The following is a 19,124-nucleotide window of genomic DNA, read 5'->3' on the forward strand; positions in this document are numbered from 1 at the left end:
GTACCCCCACCGTCCGGAGGCCAGGAGATGGGGGCGGTGCCGTGAGGCGCCGCGGAACTTCCTGCTATTTGTAGGGATCTGCCGCATCACGCAAGCCGTCTCCCAGAAAGTTGAACGCCAAAATGACAAGAACAACAGGAATGATCGGATAGAGCAACCAAGGATAAAAGGCGATGACGCTGACGCTTTTTGCCTCGGTCAGCAGAATACCCCAGCTGGTGATCGGCGGGCGAAGACCGAGGCCCAAGAAGGAGAGTGCGGTCTCGCCGAGGATCATGCCGGGGATTGAAATCGTCGCCGAGGCAATGAGATGCGACATGAAACCCGGCACCAGATGCCGGCCGATGATGCGCGGCGTGCTGGCGCCCATCAGCTGTGCCGCCTGGACGTAGTCCTCCTCGCGCAACGCCAGCAGCTTGGAGCGCACCGCGCGGGCAAGCCCCGTCCAGTCGATGATGCCGAGGATGACGGTGATGCCGAAATAGATGACGATCGGGCTCCAGGTCACCGGCATGATCGCCGCCAGCGCCATCCACAGCGGCAGGCTCGGCAGCGATTGCAGCACTTCGATCAGGCGCTGGACGATGAGATCGAAAATGCCGCCGCGATAACCGGCAAGGCCGCCGATGACGATGCCGAGCACGAAGCTGATCGAAATGCCGATCAGACCGATCGTCAGCGATATCCGTGCGCCGTAGAGAATGCGCGACAGCACGTCACGGCCGAGCCGGTCAGTGCCGAGCAGGAACATCTGCCCGCCGATTGCCGGGCAGACCAGATGATAGTTCGAGGCGGCAATTCCCCAGAATTTATAGGCATCGCCGCGGCAGAAGAAACGGATCGGCTGCACGTCGTTCGTCTTGTCGGCATAGACGCGGTGCAGAGTGTCGAGATCGAGCGTCATGCTGCGGCCGTAGACGAACGGACCGACGAAGCTGCCCTTGTCGAAGAAATGGATGCTTTGCGGCGGCGCATGGATGAAATCGACGTTGCGCGTGTGCAGACCGTAGGGCGCCAGGAATTCGACGATCAGGATCATCAGGTAGACGAGGGCGAGAAAGATGCCGGAGATCAAGGCCAGCTTGTGCTGCTTGAACTTCCACCACATCAGCTGCTTTTGCGAGGCGAGATGGATGCGCGATTGCGCCGCCGTCATGGTCTCGGTCGCCAAGGGGTCGAAAGGCGCGGTCGAGACATAATGCGGAAGCGGCGCGCCGGGTGCGGGAAGGGGCGACATTATTTGGTGCTCCTGCCTTGCAGACGGATGCGGGGATCGAGAAAGCCGAGGGCGATGTCGGAGATCAAAACGCCGATGACGTTGAGGAAGGCCAAAAACATCAGGAACGAGCCGGCGAGATACATGTCCTGGCTCTGCAGCGCCTTGATGAGCATCGGTCCCGTCGTCTCCAGCGACAGGACGATTGCAACGATCTCGGCGCCCGAGATGATCGACGGCAGGATCGAGCCGATGTCGGCGACGAAGAAGTTGAGCGCCATGCGCAGCGGATATTTGAGCAGCGCCCGCATCGGATGCAGACCCTTGGCGCGCGCTGTCGTCACATATTGCTTCTGCATCTCGTCGAGCAGGTTGGCGCGCAAGCGGCGGATCATGCCGGCGGTGCCGGCCGTGCCGACGATGATGACGGGGATCCAGAGATGGGAGAGGATCGACCGCGCCTTCTCCCAGCTCATCGGCGCCGAGATATATTGCTGGTCCATCAGATGGCCGATCGAGATGCCGAACCAGATATTGGCGAAATACATCAGGATCAGCGCCAGCATGAAGTTCGGTATGGCGATGCCGAGCAGGCCGAAGAAGGTCAGCCCGTAATCGCTCCAGCTATACTGGTGCGTGGCCGAATAGATGCCGATTGGAAAGGCGATCAGCCAGGTAAGCAGGATAGTGGTGAAGGAGACGAGGATCGTCAGCCACAGGCGCTCGCCGACGACGTCGGAGACCGGCAGCTGGTATTCGAAGGAATAGCCGAAATCGCCGTGCAGCATGCCGCCGACCCAGTAGAAATAGCGCACGATCTCCGGCTTGTCGAAGCCGTATTGCTGGCGCATCTCCTCGATTTCCTGGAGGTTGGCGGTCTCGCCGGAGGCGCGCAGTTCGGCGATCTGGCTTTCGAAGAAGTCGCCCGGCGGCAGCTCGATGATGGTGAAAACCAGCGCTGAAATGACGAAGAGCGTCGGCACCATGGCGGCGATGCGCCAGAGAATGTATCTGAGCACGCCTCAGGCCTCCTTGTACCAGAATGTATCCGGCATGTAGATGCCGAGATAGGAGGTGGGATCGAAGCCGTAGAGGGCTTTCTCCGGCAGGTTCTGCAGCTTGGCGGCGCAAAGGACCGGCTGCAGCGTGCTGTTGATCAGCCCGATCGAGAACACCTGCTGCGTATAGAGCGACAGCATCTTGTGCCAGATCACCTGGCGCTCCTCGAATTTCGCCGTCGAGCCCCATTGGCCGAGCAGGTCGACCAGTTCGGCTGCTTCCGGCAAGTCCGGTGCGGCGCCCTCCTGGCCGGCGGAGAGGTAATGCATGCCCCAGAGCGGCCATTGCAGCTGATCGTCGAGCGTCGGCGCCAGCCCTGAGGGCGACATGTCGGCCGTCGGCACGCCATTGTCGAGCCCGTACCAGATCGACATCATGATCGAGCCGCTCATGGCGCGGTTGCGGAAGACGTCGCGCTGCGAGGTGCGGGTATAGAGCGCAAGGCCGATATTGGCCCAGTGATCGTGGACCAGCTCCAGCACGTCGGTATCGAGATTGCTCTCGCCGGCGGTTTCGACGGTGATCTCGGCGCGCCGCCCGTCCGGCAACAGCCGGATGCCGTCATCGCCGCGCTGGGTCAGGCCGAGCTCATCGAGCAGGCGGTTGGCCTCGTCGACATCGAACTTCACGAAGGCATCGGCATATTCCTGTTTGAACAGCGGACTGTCGGGTAGGACGGTATCGGCACTCGGCGTGCCGAGGCCGTAGAAGGCGACCATGTTGATCTCGTGCCGGTCGATCGCCAGCGACAAGGCGCGGCGCAGGCGCACGTCGCGGAAAAGGCCGCGCCACACCTCGTCGGCGCAGTTGAGGTTCGGCAACAGCGTGATGCGCGAGCCGCGCGCCACCTTCCAGAGATTGACCTTCACCGGGAAGCGCTTCTCGGCCTCCTTCAGGAAGGTGTAGTCGTTGAAATCGATGCCGGTCGCCTGCAGGTCGGCCTCGCCGGCACCCGCCTTGGCGGCGATGATCGACGAGGAGGAGACGTTGAGAATGAACCGGTCGAGATAGGGAAGCTGCCTGCCGGTCTCGTCGACGCGGTGGAAGAACGGATTGCGATCGAAGACGAATTGTTCGGCCGGCAGCGGCGTCGTATTGCGCCAGGGATCGAGCGTCGGCAGGTTGGGATTCTCAGGCCGGTAGGAGCGGGCCATCTTGATGTGCAGGTCCTGCCACTTCTTGACGCGGTTGGCCTGCATCATCTGGTCCATCTTCGCCTGGTCAGGCTGGAACTTCTTATGGAACTGCTTGAGATAATGCGCAGGCCCGACGATGACCAGCGGGATGGGGCCGGCCAGCGTCGGCAGGAACATCGGGTTGGGTTTATCCCAGGTGTAGCGCACCGTCAGCGGATCGAGCATCTCGAAGCGCGGCAGGCTGCCATGAGGGCGAAGCTCCAGCGCACCGCCGCCGGGCGTCAGCTTGTCGTTCAGGATGACGTCTTCCCACCAGTAGCGGAAATCGTCGGCCGTGAACGGCTGGCCGTCTGACCATTTATGGCCCTCGCGCAGCGTGAAGGTGAAGACGGTGTCGTCCTCCGAGCGGAAATCGGCGAGGATATCCGGCTGGAACTGCAGGTGCTTGTTGTAGCCGACCATGCGGGCATAGCCGTAGATCGTCATGAAGCGGATGTCGCGCTGGCTGCCGATGATGGTGCGCACCGTGCCGCCGTAGCTGCCGGGTGCAAGCCCCATTTCCTTCAGGTTGACGATGCGAGGGCGAGCGGGAATGCGCTCGGCCATCGGCGGCAGGCTGCCGGATGTGAGCTGGTCCTTGAGGAATTCCGGCTCGCCGGCCTGTTGCGCCCGAAGCACCGCCGGCGCGATCGCTGCGCCGACAAGGCCGCCCAGAAAAATGCGACGCGTCACCATCCGCGCAACTCCTTGGCATCGGCGCCTTTGCGGGCGCGCACCAGATGGCCGTCGCCGAGATCGGCATAGGCAAGCTCGGAGGCGTCGTCATGCGCGGCGGTGAAGGTCGCGCCCCAGTTCTGCTTGTCGGCAGCGCCGTTTTCCCGGAGCGCCTTGAAATCGAGCGGCCGGTCGAGATCGGGGAAGGGGACGGCGGCGAGCAGCGATTTCGTATAGGGGTGCACCGGGTCGCGCAGGATGATCTCGCGCGGCGCGATCTCGACGATGCGGCCCTTGCACATCACCGCGATGCGGTCGGCCATGTAATCGACGACGGCGAGATTATGCGAGATGAAGAGATAGGTCAGCCCCAGCTCTTTTTGCAGATCCTTCAGCAGATTGAGGATCTGCGCCTGGACGGAAACGTCGAGAGCCGAGACCGGCTCGTCGAGGATGACGAGCTTCGGGCCGAGCGCCAGGGCGCGGGCGATGCCGATGCGCTGGCGCTGGCCGCCCGAAAAACTATGCGGGTAGCGGCTGAGATAACGCTTGTCGAGGCCGATCGCCGCCATCAAGCCTTCGACCTTGCGCTTGCGCTCGTCACTGTCGCCGCGGTCGTGGATCTCCAGCGGTTCGCTGAGGATGTTGCGCACCGTCATGCGCGGCGAGAGCGAGGAGACCGGATCCTGGAACACCATCTGGATCTTGGTGCGCATATCCTGCAACGCTTCGCCGCGCACCGAAAGCACGTCGATTACGTCCTTGCCGTCGTTGAACACCACCGCGCCGCTGTCGGGTGTGATGGCGCGCATCAGGATCTTGCTGAGCGTCGTCTTGCCGCAACCGGATTCGCCGACCAGGCCGAGGCATTCACCGCGGCGGATGTCGAAGCTGACGTCGTCGACGGCGTGCACGACGGCGGCTTCGTGCTTGCCGAGGAAACTGCGCTTGCGCGTCTTATAGGTTTTCGAGAGGTTGGCGACCGAAAGCAGTGTGCCCGGCGCCTCCGCCTGCAACGGCTTCTTCTTGCCGACGAGGGTCTCGAGATTGACCGGCACGTCGCGCAGCGCCTTCAGCCGCTCGCCGGGTTTCATGTCGAAATGCGGAACGGCGGCCATCAGCGCCTTGAGATAGGGATGCTGCGGATTGCGGAAGATTGCCTCTACCGGCCCGGCCTCCATGATCTCGCCGTGATAGATGACGACCACCTCGTCGGCCATATTGGCGACGATGCCGAGATCGTGGGTGATGAGCAGCATCGCCATGCCGAGCTTGGCCTGCAGATCGCGCAGCAGCTCGAGGATCTGCGCCTGGATCGTCACGTCGAGCGCCGTTGTCGGCTCGTCGGCGATCAGCAGCGCCGGCTTGCAGATCAGCGCCATGGCGATCATCGCGCGCTGGCGCATGCCGCCGGACAGTTCGAACGGATACATGTCGTAGGTGCGGTGGGGATTGGAAAAGCCGACGAGGCCGAGCATTTCCTCGGTCTTCTCCCGTGCTTCCTGCTTGTCGGCTTCGGTATGGATCAGCAGCGCTTCGCCGATCTGGTTGCCGACGGTGTGCAGCGGCGAGAGCGAGGTCATCGGCTCCTGGAAAATCGTCGCCATGCGCCGGCCGCGCAGGTCGCGCATTTCCTCGCTGTCGCGCGAGAGCGACAGAATATCGGTCGCGGTGCCGTCGAGCGGATCGGTGAAGAGGATGCGGCCGGAGGCGCTGGCCGGGTTGGGCAGAATGCCCATGACCGACTGGCTGATCACCGATTTGCCGGAGCCGGATTCGCCGACGAGAGCGGTGACCTTGCCCGGAAGGATGCGAAGATTGGCTTCCTTTACGACGCGCAGCCGGTCGCCGAAAACCGAGAAGGAAACGTCGAGATTTTCAATACGCAACAAATCGGCTGCAGACGCCATACCAATGAAATTCCCCAGTCTTCTATGTTCCCGTTGAGGCAACACTATCGTACCGCAAACGGGGTGTCTAGCAGATGACAATCAAGGGAAAACTGCCACGTCCCGCCGAAGTTCCCCAGGCGGGATGCGCAGATTTATGGCAGGAGTTTCGTGGCTTTACTGGATGAACTTCTCCATGGTTGTGCGCTCGACTTGTTTCTTCGCGTCACGGTGCAGGAGAATGACCTGCTCGGCTTCTGAAAGTCCGTTCTGGACGGCCTCGCGGAAGCTCTCGTCGACGTTGATCTCGGGGGTGGGCGCACGCGGCTGCAGCACCGTCACCTTCTGGCGGATGCCGCGCAGCTTTTCTTCGCCGAGCGTCGTCCATTCGCCGCCGCAATAACCGGCGAAGGCCTGGCTGGCGACGACCTCGCGGCCGTATTTCTTCGTCAGGATCTGCAGGCGCTGCACCTCGTTGACCGCCGAGCCGAAGGCCGAGAAGGTCAGCCGATCCTTGAGGCCGACATTGCCGAACATGACGTTGCCGACGTGCAGGCCGATGCCGTAGCCGACCTTGCTGAGGCCTTTCTGCTCGCGATCCCTGTTGAGTTCGGCAACCCGCGCCTGCGCTTGATGGACGGCGGAAAGTGCTGCCTCGCAGGCGATTTTCGACGGGTCCTTGTGGCGCCCGCAGGGGTAGACGGCGAGGAAGCCGTCGCCGAGGAAACTCAGTATCTCGCCGCCATTGCGGTTGAACGGCGCGGCGATCGCGTCGAAGAACTGGTTCAGCGTGTCGATATAGGCCTGGCGGCCTTCCTTTTCGGCATACACGGTGGATTCGCGCATGTCGCCCATGACCAGGGCGGCGCGGATCGTCTCGCCGTCGCCGCGGCGGATCTGGCCGTTCAGCACCCGCTTACCGGCATCGCCGCCGAGATAGGTGGTCAGCATGTTGTTGGCGAGCTTGCCGAGCACGGCCATCTTGGCGGCGACGGCCAGATGGTTCTGCATTCTCAGCAGCGCATCGATCATGTCGTCGGAAAAGCCGTTATGGTGGTCGGTCGACCAGGAGCCCATCATGCCCTGCACCGAACCGTCGCCGAAGGGCTGCACGAAGGCCAGGTAATCGGTGATAGCGTCCTTGCGCAGGTCCTCGAAGATCGGGAATTCGGCCGGCCCTTCCTGCATCAGCCGGCGGCGGATGTGCTGCAGATTGTTGTCGAGCAGGTAATAATAAGGGCTCTGCAGGAAGCGGTCCGGCTTCTGCCCGGCCGGCATGCGGAAGCCCTCGATGGTGACGCCACTGGCGCGCCGCCAGGTGAAGCTCAGCGCGTCGTAGAGCGGATGCAGCATCGAAAAGGTCAGATGCACGCGCGCAATCGGCAGGCCGGCGGAGGCGAGCCGTTCGCAGAAACCGCGCACAATGTTTTCCAGCTCGTCTCCGGCCAGCGAAGAGTTCGTCAGCCATTCGGCGACCCGGTCCAACAGGATGGAGGAGACGCTGGATTCGATCGTGCTCATTCTCGGTATGATCCTCATAAGCCACGCCATCCTCAAGAGCCAAAAATCCCCCGGCCGGCACATTTTCATGCGCAGGTCACAAGGAAATCAGGATGTACGAGCGGTATTATTTGTCAACGATCTGCCGAGAGCCCGGCAGCGGCACCCCTTTGCTCCCTATCGGGGGATCGGAGGGGCGGTCCTTTCACGGCGGTTCATTATCAAAAGTCAAAATAGGGATGCTGCAAATGCGAAACAATGGGATCGGCATTTTTTGTGCCCTGAAGTTGCAGCAAAGGATGGCGGCGGGGCATTTTGGCCACACCCCGGCTAAGGGGTTTTCAAATATGTCGGCGAGACCTGCCCCTCATCCGCCTGCCGAGCCGCGACCTCTCCGTTCCCACCCACCTCGCGCAGGGCACGTCCCCTCTCCCCGTTTTTACGGGGAGAGGGCTAGGGTGAGGGGAAGCCACTGGCATCGACAGGACGGCATGCCGCCGGGAAAAGAGGAACATCCGCCCCCGGGTTTAATTCACCGCAATCATGCATTAGATCAGCTTCCTGAATTTCCCCGTTTGAAAGATCCCGCCTTGGCTCTCTCCACCTTCGATACGCTTTTGCAGAAGATCGACACCCGCGCGGCGCGTGCCGGCATCATCGGGCTCGGTTATGTCGGCCTGCCGCTGGCGATGGCGGTGGCGCGCAGCGGCTTTGCGGTCACCGGCTTCGACATCGATCCCTCCAAGATGGTGGCGCTCGATGCCCGCCGCTCCTATATCGACGCGGTCAGCGACGCAGCGCTTGCCACCGAGATCAAAGCAGGACGCTTCGAGGCGACGACCGATTTCGCCGGGCTTGCCGCCTGCGACGTCATCATCATCTGCGTGCCGACGCCGCTGACCAAACACCGCGATCCCGACCTTTCCTTCGTCGAGGCGACGTCGCGCTCGATCGCCGCGCATCTGCGCCCCGGCCAGCTCGTCGTGCTGGAATCGACCACCTATCCCGGCACGACCGATGATATCGTCAAGGTCATTCTCGAAGGCACCGGGCTGAAGTCCGGTTCGGACTTCTTCGTCGGCTTCTCGCCGGAGCGGGAGGATCCCGGCAACCAGAATTATCATACCGCCACCATCCCGAAGGTCGTCGCCGGCGACGGCACTGAGGCGCTGTCCTTGATGAAGGCCTTCTACGGTGCGGCGGTCTCGACCGTCGTTCCGGTCTCCTCGAACGCGACGGCCGAGGCGGTGAAGCTTACCGAAAACATCTTCCGCTCGGTCAACATCGCCCTCGTCAACGAGCTGAAGACCGTCTATGCGGCGATGGGCATCGATGTCTGGGAAGTGATCGACGCGGCCAAGACCAAGCCCTTCGGCTATATGCCCTTCTATCCTGGCCCCGGCCTCGGCGGCCATTGCATCCCGATCGATCCCTTCTACCTCACCTGGAAATCGCGCGAATACGAGCTGCCCACCCGCTTCATCGAGCTCGCCGGCGAGATCAATTCGGCAATGCCGCGTTATGTCGTCGGCAAGCTTGCCGAAGCCCTCGACATCCGCGCCGGCAAGGCGCTGAGCCGCAGCAAGGTGCTGGTGATCGGGCTCGCCTACAAGAAGAACGTTGCCGATATCCGCGAGAGCCCATCGCTGCGGCTGATCGAGATCATTGAGGAACGCGGCGGACGGGCCGATTATCACGATCCCTTCGTCACCGAGATCCCGCCGACACGCGAATACCAGGCGCTGAAGGGCCGCCAATCGGTGGCGCTGACGCCGGAAGCGGTCGCCGGTTACGATGCGGTGCTGGTCGCGACCGACCATGACAGCGTGGATTATGCGACGCTCGCAAAAAGTGCTGCGCTGATCATCGACACGCGCAACGTCTTCAACCGGCTCGGGCTTTCTGCCGGTCACATCATCAAGGCGTGACGGCCACAGCTAAGAAGGGAGGCTCGATGGCACCCGTCGGCATTGCCTACGATGACGGCGACAAGGAAACTACCCGAACCGGTCGTTGCCGTTCCCGCTAAGTCGTTGCGTAAACCAGGATGAGATCAGCCCGTCGCCGTCAAAGCGGCGGGTTGCCTTTCTTCGGTGCGCGTCTCAGATGACGGGCGGCGTTGCAGAAAGCGACTTGCCGGTCATCCGGCTGGCGGCCACCGCATAACCGCCTGATGCACCGTCGATGAAATGCATGTGGTCGCGCGAAATCGGCGTCGGCACGAAGCAGGTCATCAGCGCCGAGGCCTGCCGATGCAGGCCGTAGCGGGCAATGCCCCTGGCCCGCGCCGCTTCCAGCAACGTCTCGATCCGTTTCAGATGTTCGGCATCGACGTCGACCGTCATCTTCAGCCCGTCGTCGAACTTGCGGAAATCGGAATTGCCGGCGACGTCGCTTTTGTAGCGGCGCGCGTCGAAGCGGCCGAGCGGAATGCCGAGCCTGTAGAACAATACGGTAACGGCGAGCTGCAGGAAGATGAAGAGCTTCTGCCGCAACCGCCGACCGGCCGGCGCGGTGGCCTTGGCCTCGCGATTGATGCCGTGCAGCGAAAAGGCGAAGTTTGGGCCGCCGGCCGGCACCGGATGGCTATCGCGGTTCTGTTCGGTGGTGATGGCGACGATACCGTTGACGAGCTCGCGGAATTCTTCGCCCGGGCGGCCTTCGCCGGGAACCGCGATGATCGAGACGATCTCGCCGTTTTGCGCATCGATCGGGCTCCAGCGGCAGGAGAGGCCGGTGAGATCTGGGCGGGTTTCCGGGGCGGCGCGGTCGACGGCGTAACGGCCGAGCTTCATCTGTCTTTCCGCCCAGCTGGTGCCACCGCCCCAGAACATCGCATAGGTGACGTGCGGGCTTGCCGAGTAACGTGCGACGCGGACGTCGAGACCCTCGGCGCGGGTGTCGGCGACGGGAACGATGGCGATGCGCAGCATCAGGCTGAGATCTTCCTCGACCCAGACCTGCACCGCGGCAAGGGCATCGCGCGCCGCCTGCTCCAGCGAACCCGGAAGCGCGATCAGCGCACCGTCGCCGCCGAAGACGAAGGGATAATCGCCCTTGCCGACGGCATTCAACACCGCCGAAATGACGCTGGCGCCCGCCATGTTGACGTCCTTGTAACGGCCGCCGGCGATTGCCTGCGTCGAGCCGACGATGTCGGCGAGCGCCAGCACCCATCCGTCCGGCAGCGGCCGATAATTGGCGGCATCGGTCACGCCCTCGAAGACGCTGAACAGCGGCACGGCGGCAAAGAATTCTTCGTCGGTCACGGTTTTCATGTCATCCAGCTTAGCACAGACCCATGTTGCCACTGCAACGCCATTTCCCATTTACGGCAATCGACTTGGCAAGGTTTCATGTGTTAGCACCCGAGCACGATTTTTCATGACGGATACGGATTAGATGAGCCGCCTCGACAGCTTCATTCGCCGGTTGACGGCCCAACGCGACATTTTGAACGCGATCATCGATCTGGTCGGCGAAACAGAGGGTCCGGTGCTGGAATTCGGCCTCGGCAATGGCCGCACCTATGATCACCTGCGCGAGAATTTCCCCGGCCGCCGCATCGTCGCCTTCGACTGGGAGGTCCGCTCCTATTCAGCCTCGACACCCGCGGCGGAAGATATGGTGACCGGCAATATCCGCGAATCCGGCCAGGCCTTCCTCGGCATCGGCGCGGCCCTTGCCCATGCCGACATCGGCACCGGCCATGACGAGATCGACGCGGTGACGCTGACCTGGCTGCCGCAGCTGATGGCCGGCGTCATCGCCCCAAACGGCATCGCCGTCAGCGGCCTGCCGCTGGAGCATGCCGAACTGGCGGCGCTGCCGCTGCCGGAGGGAATCAAGGAAGGGCGGTATTTTCTTTATCGGAGGACATAAGCCGTGGTAGCGGCGACTGTGGCGACCGAGGTTTCAACAGAAGCGAGGCGTTGCCACGATTCTCTTCTCAGCCGCAGGGAAAAGGTGCCGGCAGGCGGATGAGGGGGCTACGCGGCACGGGGAGGCGTGTAAACCACCACATTATACGATCGAATTCCCCGGGCAACGAAGTTAAAAAATCTTTCCGCCCAAGCATCGCGTTTGGATGCTGACGCGATGCAGCTGCCTCATTGCAATTTATGCGTTTGAATTGTAGCTGTTTTTCGTCGGGCTGTAGGTCCGAGCCGAAAGGCGAGCGATCACCAGACTCGCCGCTAGCACAGATGGGGCATCGAAGTGGGGTTTACTGAAGCTGCCGGCACGGTTCTGGTGCAGAAATATGCAACTTTCTCCGGCAGGGCGTCCCGCGCCGAATATTGGTGGTATGTCTTATTCTATGTTCTAGTGCTGCTTGCGATGGGCATCCTGTGCAGTTTGGTCGCCGGCTTTTCCGACTTCCGGGACGGAGTTCCGCCACCGCTCGGCCTTCTCTTCTTCCTCGGCGGATTGATTTGGCTGGCGATGTTTTTGCCAGCGATAGCAGTTCAAGTTCGCCGCTTCCATGATCGCAACATTTCCGGCTGGTGGTATCTCGCGCTGTGCGTTGCTAATTTCGTTCCCTACATGGTCTCATTGCAGTTATTGCGATCCTGGTGATCAACGTGCTTCCGGGCACCGAAGGTCCGAACAAGTTCGGACGCGATCCGCTGCGTCCTGAAGCGCGCGCAGAAGTCTTTGCCTAACAGCATGGGCATCCGCAGCCTGCTGGTAGCTCCGTTTCTGCGGTTAGTTTCCACATGAGTTAGCGCCTGTTTTGAAGCAACCGGCTTATTGCAATTTCTGCGTTTGAATTGTAGCTGTTTTATCCGAAAAACGACTATTAAGCAGGACGTTGATAAGACTGTAGGCGCCTTGCTTGCAGCAGGCACAATGAGAGCGTTTCAAATGGGGTTTACTGAAGCTGTTCGGACTGTTCTGACGCAGAAATACGCAACCTTTTCCGGCAGGGCCCCCCGGTCGGAATATTGGTGGTTTCAGCTGTTCTATGCATTGTTGGCTCTCGCAATAGTAATTTTGGCCTTCGCGGCAGGCGCTTTTTCCGGTCAGCAGGGCGGAACATCTTCACTGGTGGTCGTCCTTATGATTATTGGCGGATTGTTGGCGCTTGCCCTCGTTTTGCCCATCCTATCCCTTCAGGTTCGCCGCTTCCATGATCGCAACATTTCCGGTTGGTGGTATCTCGCGGTGATCGTCTTGGGCATGGTTCCCTATGTCGGTACTGTTACCGGGCTCGCGATTACCATTATTTCCGTGATGAAGGGCACCGAAGGTCCGAACAAGTTCGGTCCGGATCCGTTGCGTCCTGAAGCGCGAGCAGAGGTCTTTGCCTAGAGCATGACCATCCGCAACGCCGGCCTGCTGGTGGCTTTGATCCTGGCCACCTCGGCTCCCTTTCCGCCTGCGCAAGCGCAGGACAGCAGCAGTCCGCAGGCCGAGGGCGATGCTCATCAAAGGAGCGCCGCCGGAGCCGAATATGCCTCGCAGTGCTTGCAGAACGGATTGCGCTGTACGCTGGTCTATGGCGACGCCTCCGCAAAAGGCGCACCGGCATCGAATACGACGACATCGCCACCGCAACGCAAGCCGTTGTTTGTCCCGCGGGAGTCGGTCGTCAGCGGTCCTCTGGCGGTTGCCGTCGTGCTTGTCGGTCTCATCGCGGTCATCGGCTTGTGGATCCGCTTCGGAAATGGCGGTGTCTTGCTCTCCTCTGCTCCTCGCGAAATGAAGCGGCAGGGGGAGGCGCCGGAAAGCTGGCGCACATCGGCCGCGGAGGCTGAGGAGAAGCCGAGCGATTTCCTGCAGCGCATTGCGGCCATGGCGGATCGACGGCAGGCGCTTGTCCTGCTGCTCAGGCATTGCCTGCTGCACGCGGCGGATATTACCGGAACCCGTCTTTTCCGTGCCGATACGGAACGCGCCGTTTTCGCCCGCCTGCCGAAAAATATGCCCGACCGCGAGCGGCTTGCAAATTTCCTGACTGCGGTGGAACTCGTTCATTACGGCGGTCGCAGCGTTGCGGAAAACCATTTCAGCACCCTTCTCGCCGCGGCGCGCGACCTTCTGTCGATCGGTAGATTGACCCATGCGTAAGTCGGCCCCCGTTTTAATCCTGGTTATGGTGCTTGTGCTGGTAGCGCTGGCACTCTTCTGGCTGCCGCGGGGCAGCGATTTCGACCGCTCGCCGCTCGGCAACAAGGGATTGGAATTGTGGCTGCAGGCCAAGGGAATCCCTGTCATCCGATCCGACCCGCATGTCGCCCGAGCGAGTTCGGAAATCTCGCTGCGCATCGTTCCCCTGTCGATACGCCGAGGCGAGACTGTTGCCCCTCAGGCGGGCGAAGAAACGGATGAGGCGGGTCCGGAAAGCTCAGTCCAGGAATCAAGTCGCTACGCGCTGCCGACGCTGATCATTTTGCCGAAATGGCGTGGCAGCGTGTCGACCGATGGTGTCGCCAGCGCAGCGGGACTGGTTGATCTCGCCGACATCCGCGGCGAACTCGACAGGATCGGTTATTCAGATTTGGGTCTCGATCGCAGCGGGAAGGGACTTGAAGAGGCACATCCGCGCCTCAAGCCGGACCAGCCAATCAGCATTGCCTTGTATCGAGCGCAAACCTTCGATCTGGCGAGCCTGCCGTCCTCGTGCAGGGAGCTTGCGGGCACGCTGACCGGTGCGCTGCTCATCCATTGCGAGAACTATCATCACGCTTATCTTCTGTCGGATCCCGACCTGTTGAACAATCATGGGATGGCCCTGGCCGATAACGCCTCCTTCGCCGCGTCGCTCGTCGCGCTGCTGCGCGGCGCCGGCGAGACGCGGCCGGTCTATCTGGATACGGTCGGCCTGCCTCTGGACAGCGAGAAACCGGTGGACGAGGGCAAGTCCTATGAGCGCTCTGCCTCCGATCTCAAGCGGTTTTTCGCCTATCCGCTGTCGGTCATCTGGGGAACACTGCTCGTCGTCGCAGCGATCTGCTTCTGGCGCGGCGCGTATCGCTTCGGGCCGCCTTTGCGTGAGGCATCTGCAAACATCGAGCTGTCGAAGACCGCTGCGATCGAAGCTACGGCGCGGCTGCTTCGTTTGTCGGGCAATGACGGGCGGATGGCCGGCCAGTTCGCGCTGCATCTGCTGGCCGATAAAGCGCAGCTGCTCTTCGGCTCTGGAGCCGGCAATCAGGCAGGTATTACGCGGCTGTTTCAACGTCTGGCGCGCAGCGACAAGGCAGGGGCGCACGCCTTGCACGCTACAGCCGAGGCGCTGATCGAACGCGGACATGTGATGACGCGGGCGGACCTCCACCGCCATCTCGAGATATTCAGAAAATTGCTAGGGAGCATTGAGCTTGGATCTAGGTGAATTTCGCAATCTTATCGCCACGGTTCGTGGCGAAATCGGCAAAGTGGTGCAGGGGCAGGATGCGATCATCGATCTCGTCCTGATCTCGATCTTTGCCGGCGGCCACTGTCTCGTCGAGGGCCCTCCCGGTACGGCCAAAACCCTGCTTGCGCGCTCGGTTTCCGCCGCTATGGCACTGGTCTATCGTCGCATCCAGTTCACGCCCGACCTGATGCCCGGTGATGTCCTGGGTGTTAATCTCTTCAACTTCCAGACCAATCAGTTCCACCTGACCAAGGGTCCGGTCTTTACCGATATCCTTCTCGCCGACGAGATCAATCGCGCTCCGCCGAAGACGCAATCCGCGCTCCTCCAGGCGATGAACGAGCGGATGGTCACGCTCGACGGAACCGATTATTCCCTGGGACCGGATTTCTTCGTGCTTGCCACCCAGAACCCGATCGAGCAGCAGGGCACCTATCCCCTGCCCGAAGCCCAGCTCGACCGCTTCCTGTTCAAGCTCGTCGTCGAATTTCCCGACCGAGATACGGAAATTGCCATCCTTTCCAAACACGCCAAGCAGGCGCTGCAATCGGATATGCGCAATGCCGGCATCCGCCCGCTCGTCACCAGTGCGACGCTCGCCGAGGGACGGGCGCTGATCGATGCGATCCATCTGGACAGCACGATCCTGACCTATGTCGTCGACCTGGTGCGCGCCACGCGCTCCGATGCCGATATTCTCTACGGCGCATCGACGCGCGCCGCCGACGCTCTGGCCTCGGCCGTGCGTGTGCGTGCGGCATTCGAGGGCCGGGATTACGGCTTGCCGGATGATGTTCAAGCATTGCTGGTGCCGGCGCTTCGCCACCGCATCATTCTCTCGCCTTCGGCGGAAATCGACGGCCGCACACCGGACGAGGTGCTCCGCAACATCATGAACCGCGTGGATGCGCCCCGTTAAATGCGGCCATCCCGGTATCTGATCGCACTTGTTCTGATTTTGGCGGCGGTGACGGTTTTCGTCAGCGTGTGGTGGCGCGATATGGGCTACCTGTTACTCGGCCTTTGGGTCGCGCTTGCGGCGTTGACGGCAGGCGATCTGGTCATGTCGGCCTTGTCGGGCCGGATGACGGTGGAATTCGATCTCCCACCGCAAGGTTTTGTCGGCCACACCGCCACGTTTATGGCCACTATCCGGCCGCGGAAGGGCGCAGTGCCTGACGATACCGAGATCCGGCTCGATTGCGCTCCCCAGCTTGTCGTCGGCGAAAGCAGATTGGCGAGCGCCTTGTCAGTCTCTGGAGAGAAATCTGCCGGGGCCTCTTTGGATCTTCACCTGACACGACGGGGACGATACGCCATCCATGACCTGTGGCTGAAGTGGCCGTCGCGGCTGAAGCTGCTCGAGATGATCGCGCGCATGCCGGTGGGAAAAGAGATCGCCGTTCTGCCCGACATATCGCCGGTGCTGTCAGGTGCGATAAGGACGCAGATCCTGCCGCTGGAAGCCGGTCAGAAAGATCTGCGGCTGCGTGGCGAAGGATCGGAGTTCCATCAGCTGCGTGAATTTGTAAGCGGCATGGATCCGCGCAGCATCGATTGGAAGCGGTCCGCCCGGATGCGCAATCTAGTGGTGCGCGAGATGCGGGCCGAACGAAACCACCAGATCATCTTGTGCATCGATTCCGGACGGCTCATGGCCGAACAGCTCGGCGGCTTCACCAAGCTCGATCGCGCCATCAACGCGGCATTGGCAATGTGCTGGGCCGGTGGCCTTGCCGGCGATCTCGTGGGTTTCTACAGTTTCGACAGCCGCCCGCGCCTGTTCGTGCCGGCCTTGCCTGGAAGAGCAGCCTTTCCGCGACTGCAGACGATGTGCGCCGAGCTGCGTTATGAAACCCAGGAGAGCAACCATACGCTGGGATTAACGCATCTGTCGGGGCGCCTGAAACGACGTTCGCTGATCGTGATATTCTCCGATTTCGTCGACAGTATCACGGCGGAGCTGATGATCGAGAACATTCAGGTGCTCGCCCGGCATCATTTCATTGTCTACGTCGCCTTGCGCGATCCGATGCTGGCAAAGCTGGTGGAACCCGAGGAGGTGACGCTGGACGCTATCGCCCGCTCCGTCGCAGCGCGCCAGATCCTTCAGGAGAGGCGCACGGTGATGGAAAAGCTGGCGCGTCTCGGCGTACTCTGCCTCGACAGCACACCGGAGGCACTGACCTCGGATCTTATTGCGCGTTACGTCGAAATCAAATCCCGTGAGATGATATGATGGATATCGGTATCGGCGACAGGAGAGATACGGGCGGCAAGGTCAACGTCGGCGCCATCCAGACCGATATGCTTCGCTCGGCGCGCTTCCGGGTGGAGCGCGAAATGCACTGGCGTCAGCTGGACGACCTCGTGACGCGGGCCGAGAAAGGTGGCGCAGCCGCCCTCGGTTATGATGAGGTCCGCAATCTTACCGCCGGCTACAGGCAGGCGATGAACTCGCTGAGCGTGGCCCGCGACATTTCCCTCGATCGTGCGCTGATCGCCTATCTGGAGAGCCTCTGCGCCCGGGCCTATCTGGTGGTCTATGCGCCGCAGGAAAGCCTCGGCGGCCTGTTCACCCGCCTGCTGGTGCAGGGCATTCCGCAGGCGGTGCGCCGATCGGCTTTGCCTCTGTTCATCGGTTTCCTGGCGCTCGTGCTGGGGGCGCTTGCGGGCTATAAGCTCTGCACCAGCGACCCCAGCTGGTTCTATACTTTGGTGCCGCCGGGACTGGCCGACCAGCGCACCCCGGATGCATCGGCCGATTATCTCCGCTCGACGATCTATGGCGGTGAAGGGCATGACAGCGACCGGCTCTCCGCCTTTTCCGCATTTCTCTTTTCCCACAACACCACCATCGTCGTGCTGATTTTCACACTCGGCATTTTCGTGTCGGTGCCGAGCTTCATCCTGACCTTTTACAATGGCCTGATCCTGGGCGCGTTCTTCGCGATGTTTGCGCGCAAGGGCTTGGGATACGACGTCTTCGGCTGGCTCTCGATCCACGGCGTAACCGAGCTTGCGGCGATCGCCATTGCTTGCGCGGGGGGAGCAAGGCTCGGACTTGCCGTTCTTCTGCCGGGGGCACGAACCCGCCGGGAGGCGTTGCGCCACCAGGGACGTGACGCCGTCAAGCTCGCGATTCTTGCGGCGCTGATGCTGATCGTGGCCGCCTTCATCGAAGGTTTCCTTCGCCAGCTGATACAGGATCCGATCTGGCGCCTCACCATCGGCTGGGGGATGGGCCTCTTCTGGGTGGGCTGGCTGCTGTTTGGCGGCCGCGACAGCAAAGTTTCGCGTGAGTCTGTGCGATGAACCAGTCAGTTCAGGACGGCAGCCGCGTCGAACAGTTCATCCCGCCGGAGGGTGTTCCGATCAGTTTCGCGATCGGCTCTATCGGCAGCCGCCTCGGCGCGCAAATCCTCGACATCATCTTCACCGGTATCCTCATCGTCATCTGCTCCTTCGTTATCGCCTTCACAGGGATACTGCCTTCGAACGTCGAGATGATGCTGATCATCTTGCTGGGTTTCTTGGTGCGGACCCCCTATTACATTTTATCGGAGCTGATCTGGAACGGACGCACACTCGGGAAAAAGATAACCGGCATCCGCGTCATCAACGCCAACGGACGACGGCTGACGCCCCATCAGGTTACCGCGCGCAACCTGATGAAAGAGGTGGAGATCTTCGCTCCCATGACCCTTTTGGCATCGATTGCCACCAAGTCGGGATTGGAAAACGCTTTAACGTGCGCCTGGCTTCTGGTGGTCGTGATCGTTCCGCTCGCCAACCGGCGCCGGCAACGGCTCGGCGACATCATCGCCGGCACGCTGGTGGTCGACAATCCGCGCTCGGTGCTGCTGTCCGACCTCGCACTGTCTGCGATTGCCGCCGCCGACTCGCAGCCGGCATTCGAATTTTCACCCGAGCATCTCGATATCTACGGCAAATATGAGCTGCAGACGCTGGAAGATGTGCTCCGCGACACGACGAAGAGCCGCAACAGCGTGGAGATCGCTCAGATCGTCCGCACCATTACCCGAAGGATCCAGTATCCCGAGACCGTGAAGCCCGGCCAGGAACTGTTCTTTCTCAACGAATTCTACCGCGCCCAGCGCGAGCATCTGGAGAGCCTGAAGCTTTTCGGAACGCTGCGCGAAAACAAGTACCATGAGCATACGAGGACAGAGGCGAAGAGGCTGGTTTGAAGCGGCTTCGCCATGCAAGGAAAGCCGTTATGTCCT

15 protein-coding genes and 1 pseudogene are annotated in these 19,124 nt (G+C 61.6%); 10 read left to right on the forward strand and 6 right to left on the reverse strand.

Going from position 1 to position 19,124, the window contains the following annotated elements; translation table 11 throughout:
- Positions 1-64: 64 nt before the first annotated feature.
- From J3O30_RS26855 to J3O30_RS26875, 5 genes are all read right to left on the reverse strand, one after another.
- Entirely contained in the window at positions 65-1,237 is a 1,173-nt protein-coding gene (locus J3O30_RS26855; RefSeq protein WP_207585457.1) for an ABC transporter permease, read from the reverse strand.
- A complete protein-coding gene (locus J3O30_RS26860; RefSeq protein WP_007628233.1) occupies positions 1,237-2,235 on the reverse strand; it encodes an ABC transporter permease in 999 nt (332 codons plus the stop codon). The genes J3O30_RS26855 and J3O30_RS26860 overlap by 1 nt, the downstream gene beginning before the upstream one ends.
- A gap of 3 nt (positions 2,236-2,238) precedes the next feature.
- Positions 2,239-4,146: an ABC transporter substrate-binding protein gene (locus J3O30_RS26865; protein WP_207585458.1), complete on the reverse strand. Its 1,908-nt coding sequence runs from the start codon at positions 4,144-4,146 to the stop codon at positions 2,239-2,241.
- Positions 4,140-6,035, reverse strand: a complete 1,896-nt coding sequence (locus J3O30_RS26870; protein WP_207585459.1) for an ABC transporter ATP-binding protein — start codon at positions 6,033-6,035, stop codon at positions 4,140-4,142. The genes J3O30_RS26865 and J3O30_RS26870 overlap by 7 nt, the downstream gene beginning before the upstream one ends.
- Positions 6,036-6,191: 156 nt before the next feature.
- Positions 6,192-7,535 (reverse strand): adenylate/guanylate cyclase domain-containing protein, encoded by a 1,344-nt coding sequence (locus tag J3O30_RS26875; protein WP_207585460.1) that lies wholly within the window; start codon positions 7,533-7,535, stop codon positions 6,192-6,194.
- A gap of 569 nt (positions 7,536-8,104) precedes the next feature.
- On the opposite strand from J3O30_RS26875, the gene J3O30_RS26880 reads away from it, so the two are divergent.
- A complete protein-coding gene (locus J3O30_RS26880) occupies positions 8,105-9,442 on the forward strand; it encodes a nucleotide sugar dehydrogenase (protein ID WP_207585461.1) in 1,338 nt (445 codons plus the stop codon).
- Positions 9,443-9,616: 174 nt separating this feature from the next.
- On the opposite strand, the gene J3O30_RS26885 is transcribed toward J3O30_RS26880, so the two are convergent.
- The gene (locus J3O30_RS26885) at positions 9,617-10,792 is read right to left on the reverse strand and encodes a DUF3095 domain-containing protein (protein ID WP_207585462.1); all 1,176 of its coding nucleotides are present in this window, start codon (positions 10,790-10,792) and stop codon (positions 9,617-9,619) included.
- 124 nt (positions 10,793-10,916) lie between these two features.
- On the opposite strand from J3O30_RS26885, the gene J3O30_RS26890 reads away from it, so the two are divergent.
- The 9 genes and pseudogenes from J3O30_RS26890 (at position 10,917) to J3O30_RS26930 (ending at position 19,088) form a co-directional block, all read left to right on the forward strand.
- Positions 10,917-11,396 (forward strand): class I SAM-dependent methyltransferase, encoded by a 480-nt coding sequence (locus tag J3O30_RS26890; RefSeq protein WP_207585463.1) that lies wholly within the window; start codon positions 10,917-10,919, stop codon positions 11,394-11,396.
- Positions 11,397-11,732: 336 nt separating this feature from the next.
- Positions 11,733-12,178: pseudogene (locus J3O30_RS26895) on the forward strand (DUF805 domain-containing protein).
- A gap of 202 nt (positions 12,179-12,380) precedes the next feature.
- Entirely contained in the window at positions 12,381-12,827 is a 447-nt protein-coding gene (locus J3O30_RS26900; protein WP_207585620.1) for a DUF805 domain-containing protein, read from the forward strand.
- A 3-nt stretch (positions 12,828-12,830) separates the two neighbouring features.
- Positions 12,831-13,586: a hypothetical protein gene (locus tag J3O30_RS26905; RefSeq protein WP_207585464.1), complete on the forward strand. Its 756-nt coding sequence runs from the start codon at positions 12,831-12,833 to the stop codon at positions 13,584-13,586.
- Positions 13,579-14,853 (forward strand): hypothetical protein, encoded by a 1,275-nt coding sequence (locus tag J3O30_RS26910; RefSeq protein ID WP_207585465.1) that lies wholly within the window; start codon positions 13,579-13,581, stop codon positions 14,851-14,853. Before J3O30_RS26905 ends, J3O30_RS26910 begins: the two co-directional genes overlap by 8 nt.
- Complete coding sequence (locus tag J3O30_RS26915) at positions 14,840-15,796, forward strand: MoxR family ATPase (protein ID WP_207585466.1); 957 nt, start codon at positions 14,840-14,842, stop codon at positions 15,794-15,796. The genes J3O30_RS26910 and J3O30_RS26915 overlap by 14 nt, the downstream gene beginning before the upstream one ends.
- Positions 15,797-17,116 (forward strand): DUF58 domain-containing protein, encoded by a 1,320-nt coding sequence (locus J3O30_RS26920; protein WP_207585467.1) that lies wholly within the window; start codon positions 15,797-15,799, stop codon positions 17,114-17,116.
- A complete protein-coding gene (locus tag J3O30_RS26925; protein ID WP_207585468.1) occupies positions 17,116-18,192 on the forward strand; it encodes a stage II sporulation protein M in 1,077 nt (358 codons plus the stop codon). The genes J3O30_RS26920 and J3O30_RS26925 overlap by 1 nt, the downstream gene beginning before the upstream one ends.
- The gene (locus J3O30_RS26930) at positions 18,189-19,088 is read left to right on the forward strand and encodes an RDD family protein (RefSeq protein WP_207585469.1); all 900 of its coding nucleotides are present in this window, start codon (positions 18,189-18,191) and stop codon (positions 19,086-19,088) included. Before J3O30_RS26925 ends, J3O30_RS26930 begins: the two co-directional genes overlap by 4 nt.
- Positions 19,089-19,124 lie beyond the last annotated feature (36 nt).

Origin of the sequence: Rhizobium sp. NZLR1 (genome assembly GCF_017357385.1) — a bacterium.
In the GTDB taxonomy this organism is placed as follows: domain Bacteria; phylum Pseudomonadota; class Alphaproteobacteria; order Rhizobiales; family Rhizobiaceae; genus Rhizobium.

Bases quoted from the DNA above. Each gene is read 5' to 3' on its own strand.
- J3O30_RS26855 (WP_207585457.1), bottom strand. From the start codon at position 1,237: ATGTCGCCCCTTCCCGCACCCGGCGCGCCGCTTCCGCATTATGTCTCG.
- J3O30_RS26865 (WP_207585458.1), bottom strand. From the start codon at position 4,146: ATGGTGACGCGTCGCATTTTTCTGGGCGGCCTTGTCGGCGCAGCGATC.
- J3O30_RS26870 (WP_207585459.1), bottom strand. From the start codon at position 6,035: ATGGCGTCTGCAGCCGATTTGTTGCGTATTGAAAATCTCGACGTTTCC.
- J3O30_RS26875 (WP_207585460.1), bottom strand. From the start codon at position 7,535: ATGAGCACGATCGAATCCAGCGTCTCCTCCATCCTGTTGGACCGGGTC.
- J3O30_RS26885 (WP_207585462.1), bottom strand. From the start codon at position 10,792: ATGAAAACCGTGACCGACGAAGAATTCTTTGCCGCCGTGCCGCTGTTC.
- J3O30_RS26890 (WP_207585463.1), top strand. From the start codon at position 10,917: ATGAGCCGCCTCGACAGCTTCATTCGCCGGTTGACGGCCCAACGCGAC.
- J3O30_RS26900 (WP_207585620.1), top strand. From the start codon at position 12,381: ATGGGGTTTACTGAAGCTGTTCGGACTGTTCTGACGCAGAAATACGCA.
- J3O30_RS26905 (WP_207585464.1), top strand. From the start codon at position 12,831: ATGACCATCCGCAACGCCGGCCTGCTGGTGGCTTTGATCCTGGCCACC.
- J3O30_RS26910 (WP_207585465.1), top strand. From the start codon at position 13,579: ATGCGTAAGTCGGCCCCCGTTTTAATCCTGGTTATGGTGCTTGTGCTG.
- J3O30_RS26920 (WP_207585467.1), top strand. From the start codon at position 15,797: ATGCGGCCATCCCGGTATCTGATCGCACTTGTTCTGATTTTGGCGGCG.
- J3O30_RS26925 (WP_207585468.1), top strand. From the start codon at position 17,116: ATGGATATCGGTATCGGCGACAGGAGAGATACGGGCGGCAAGGTCAAC.
- J3O30_RS26930 (WP_207585469.1), top strand. From the start codon at position 18,189: ATGAACCAGTCAGTTCAGGACGGCAGCCGCGTCGAACAGTTCATCCCG.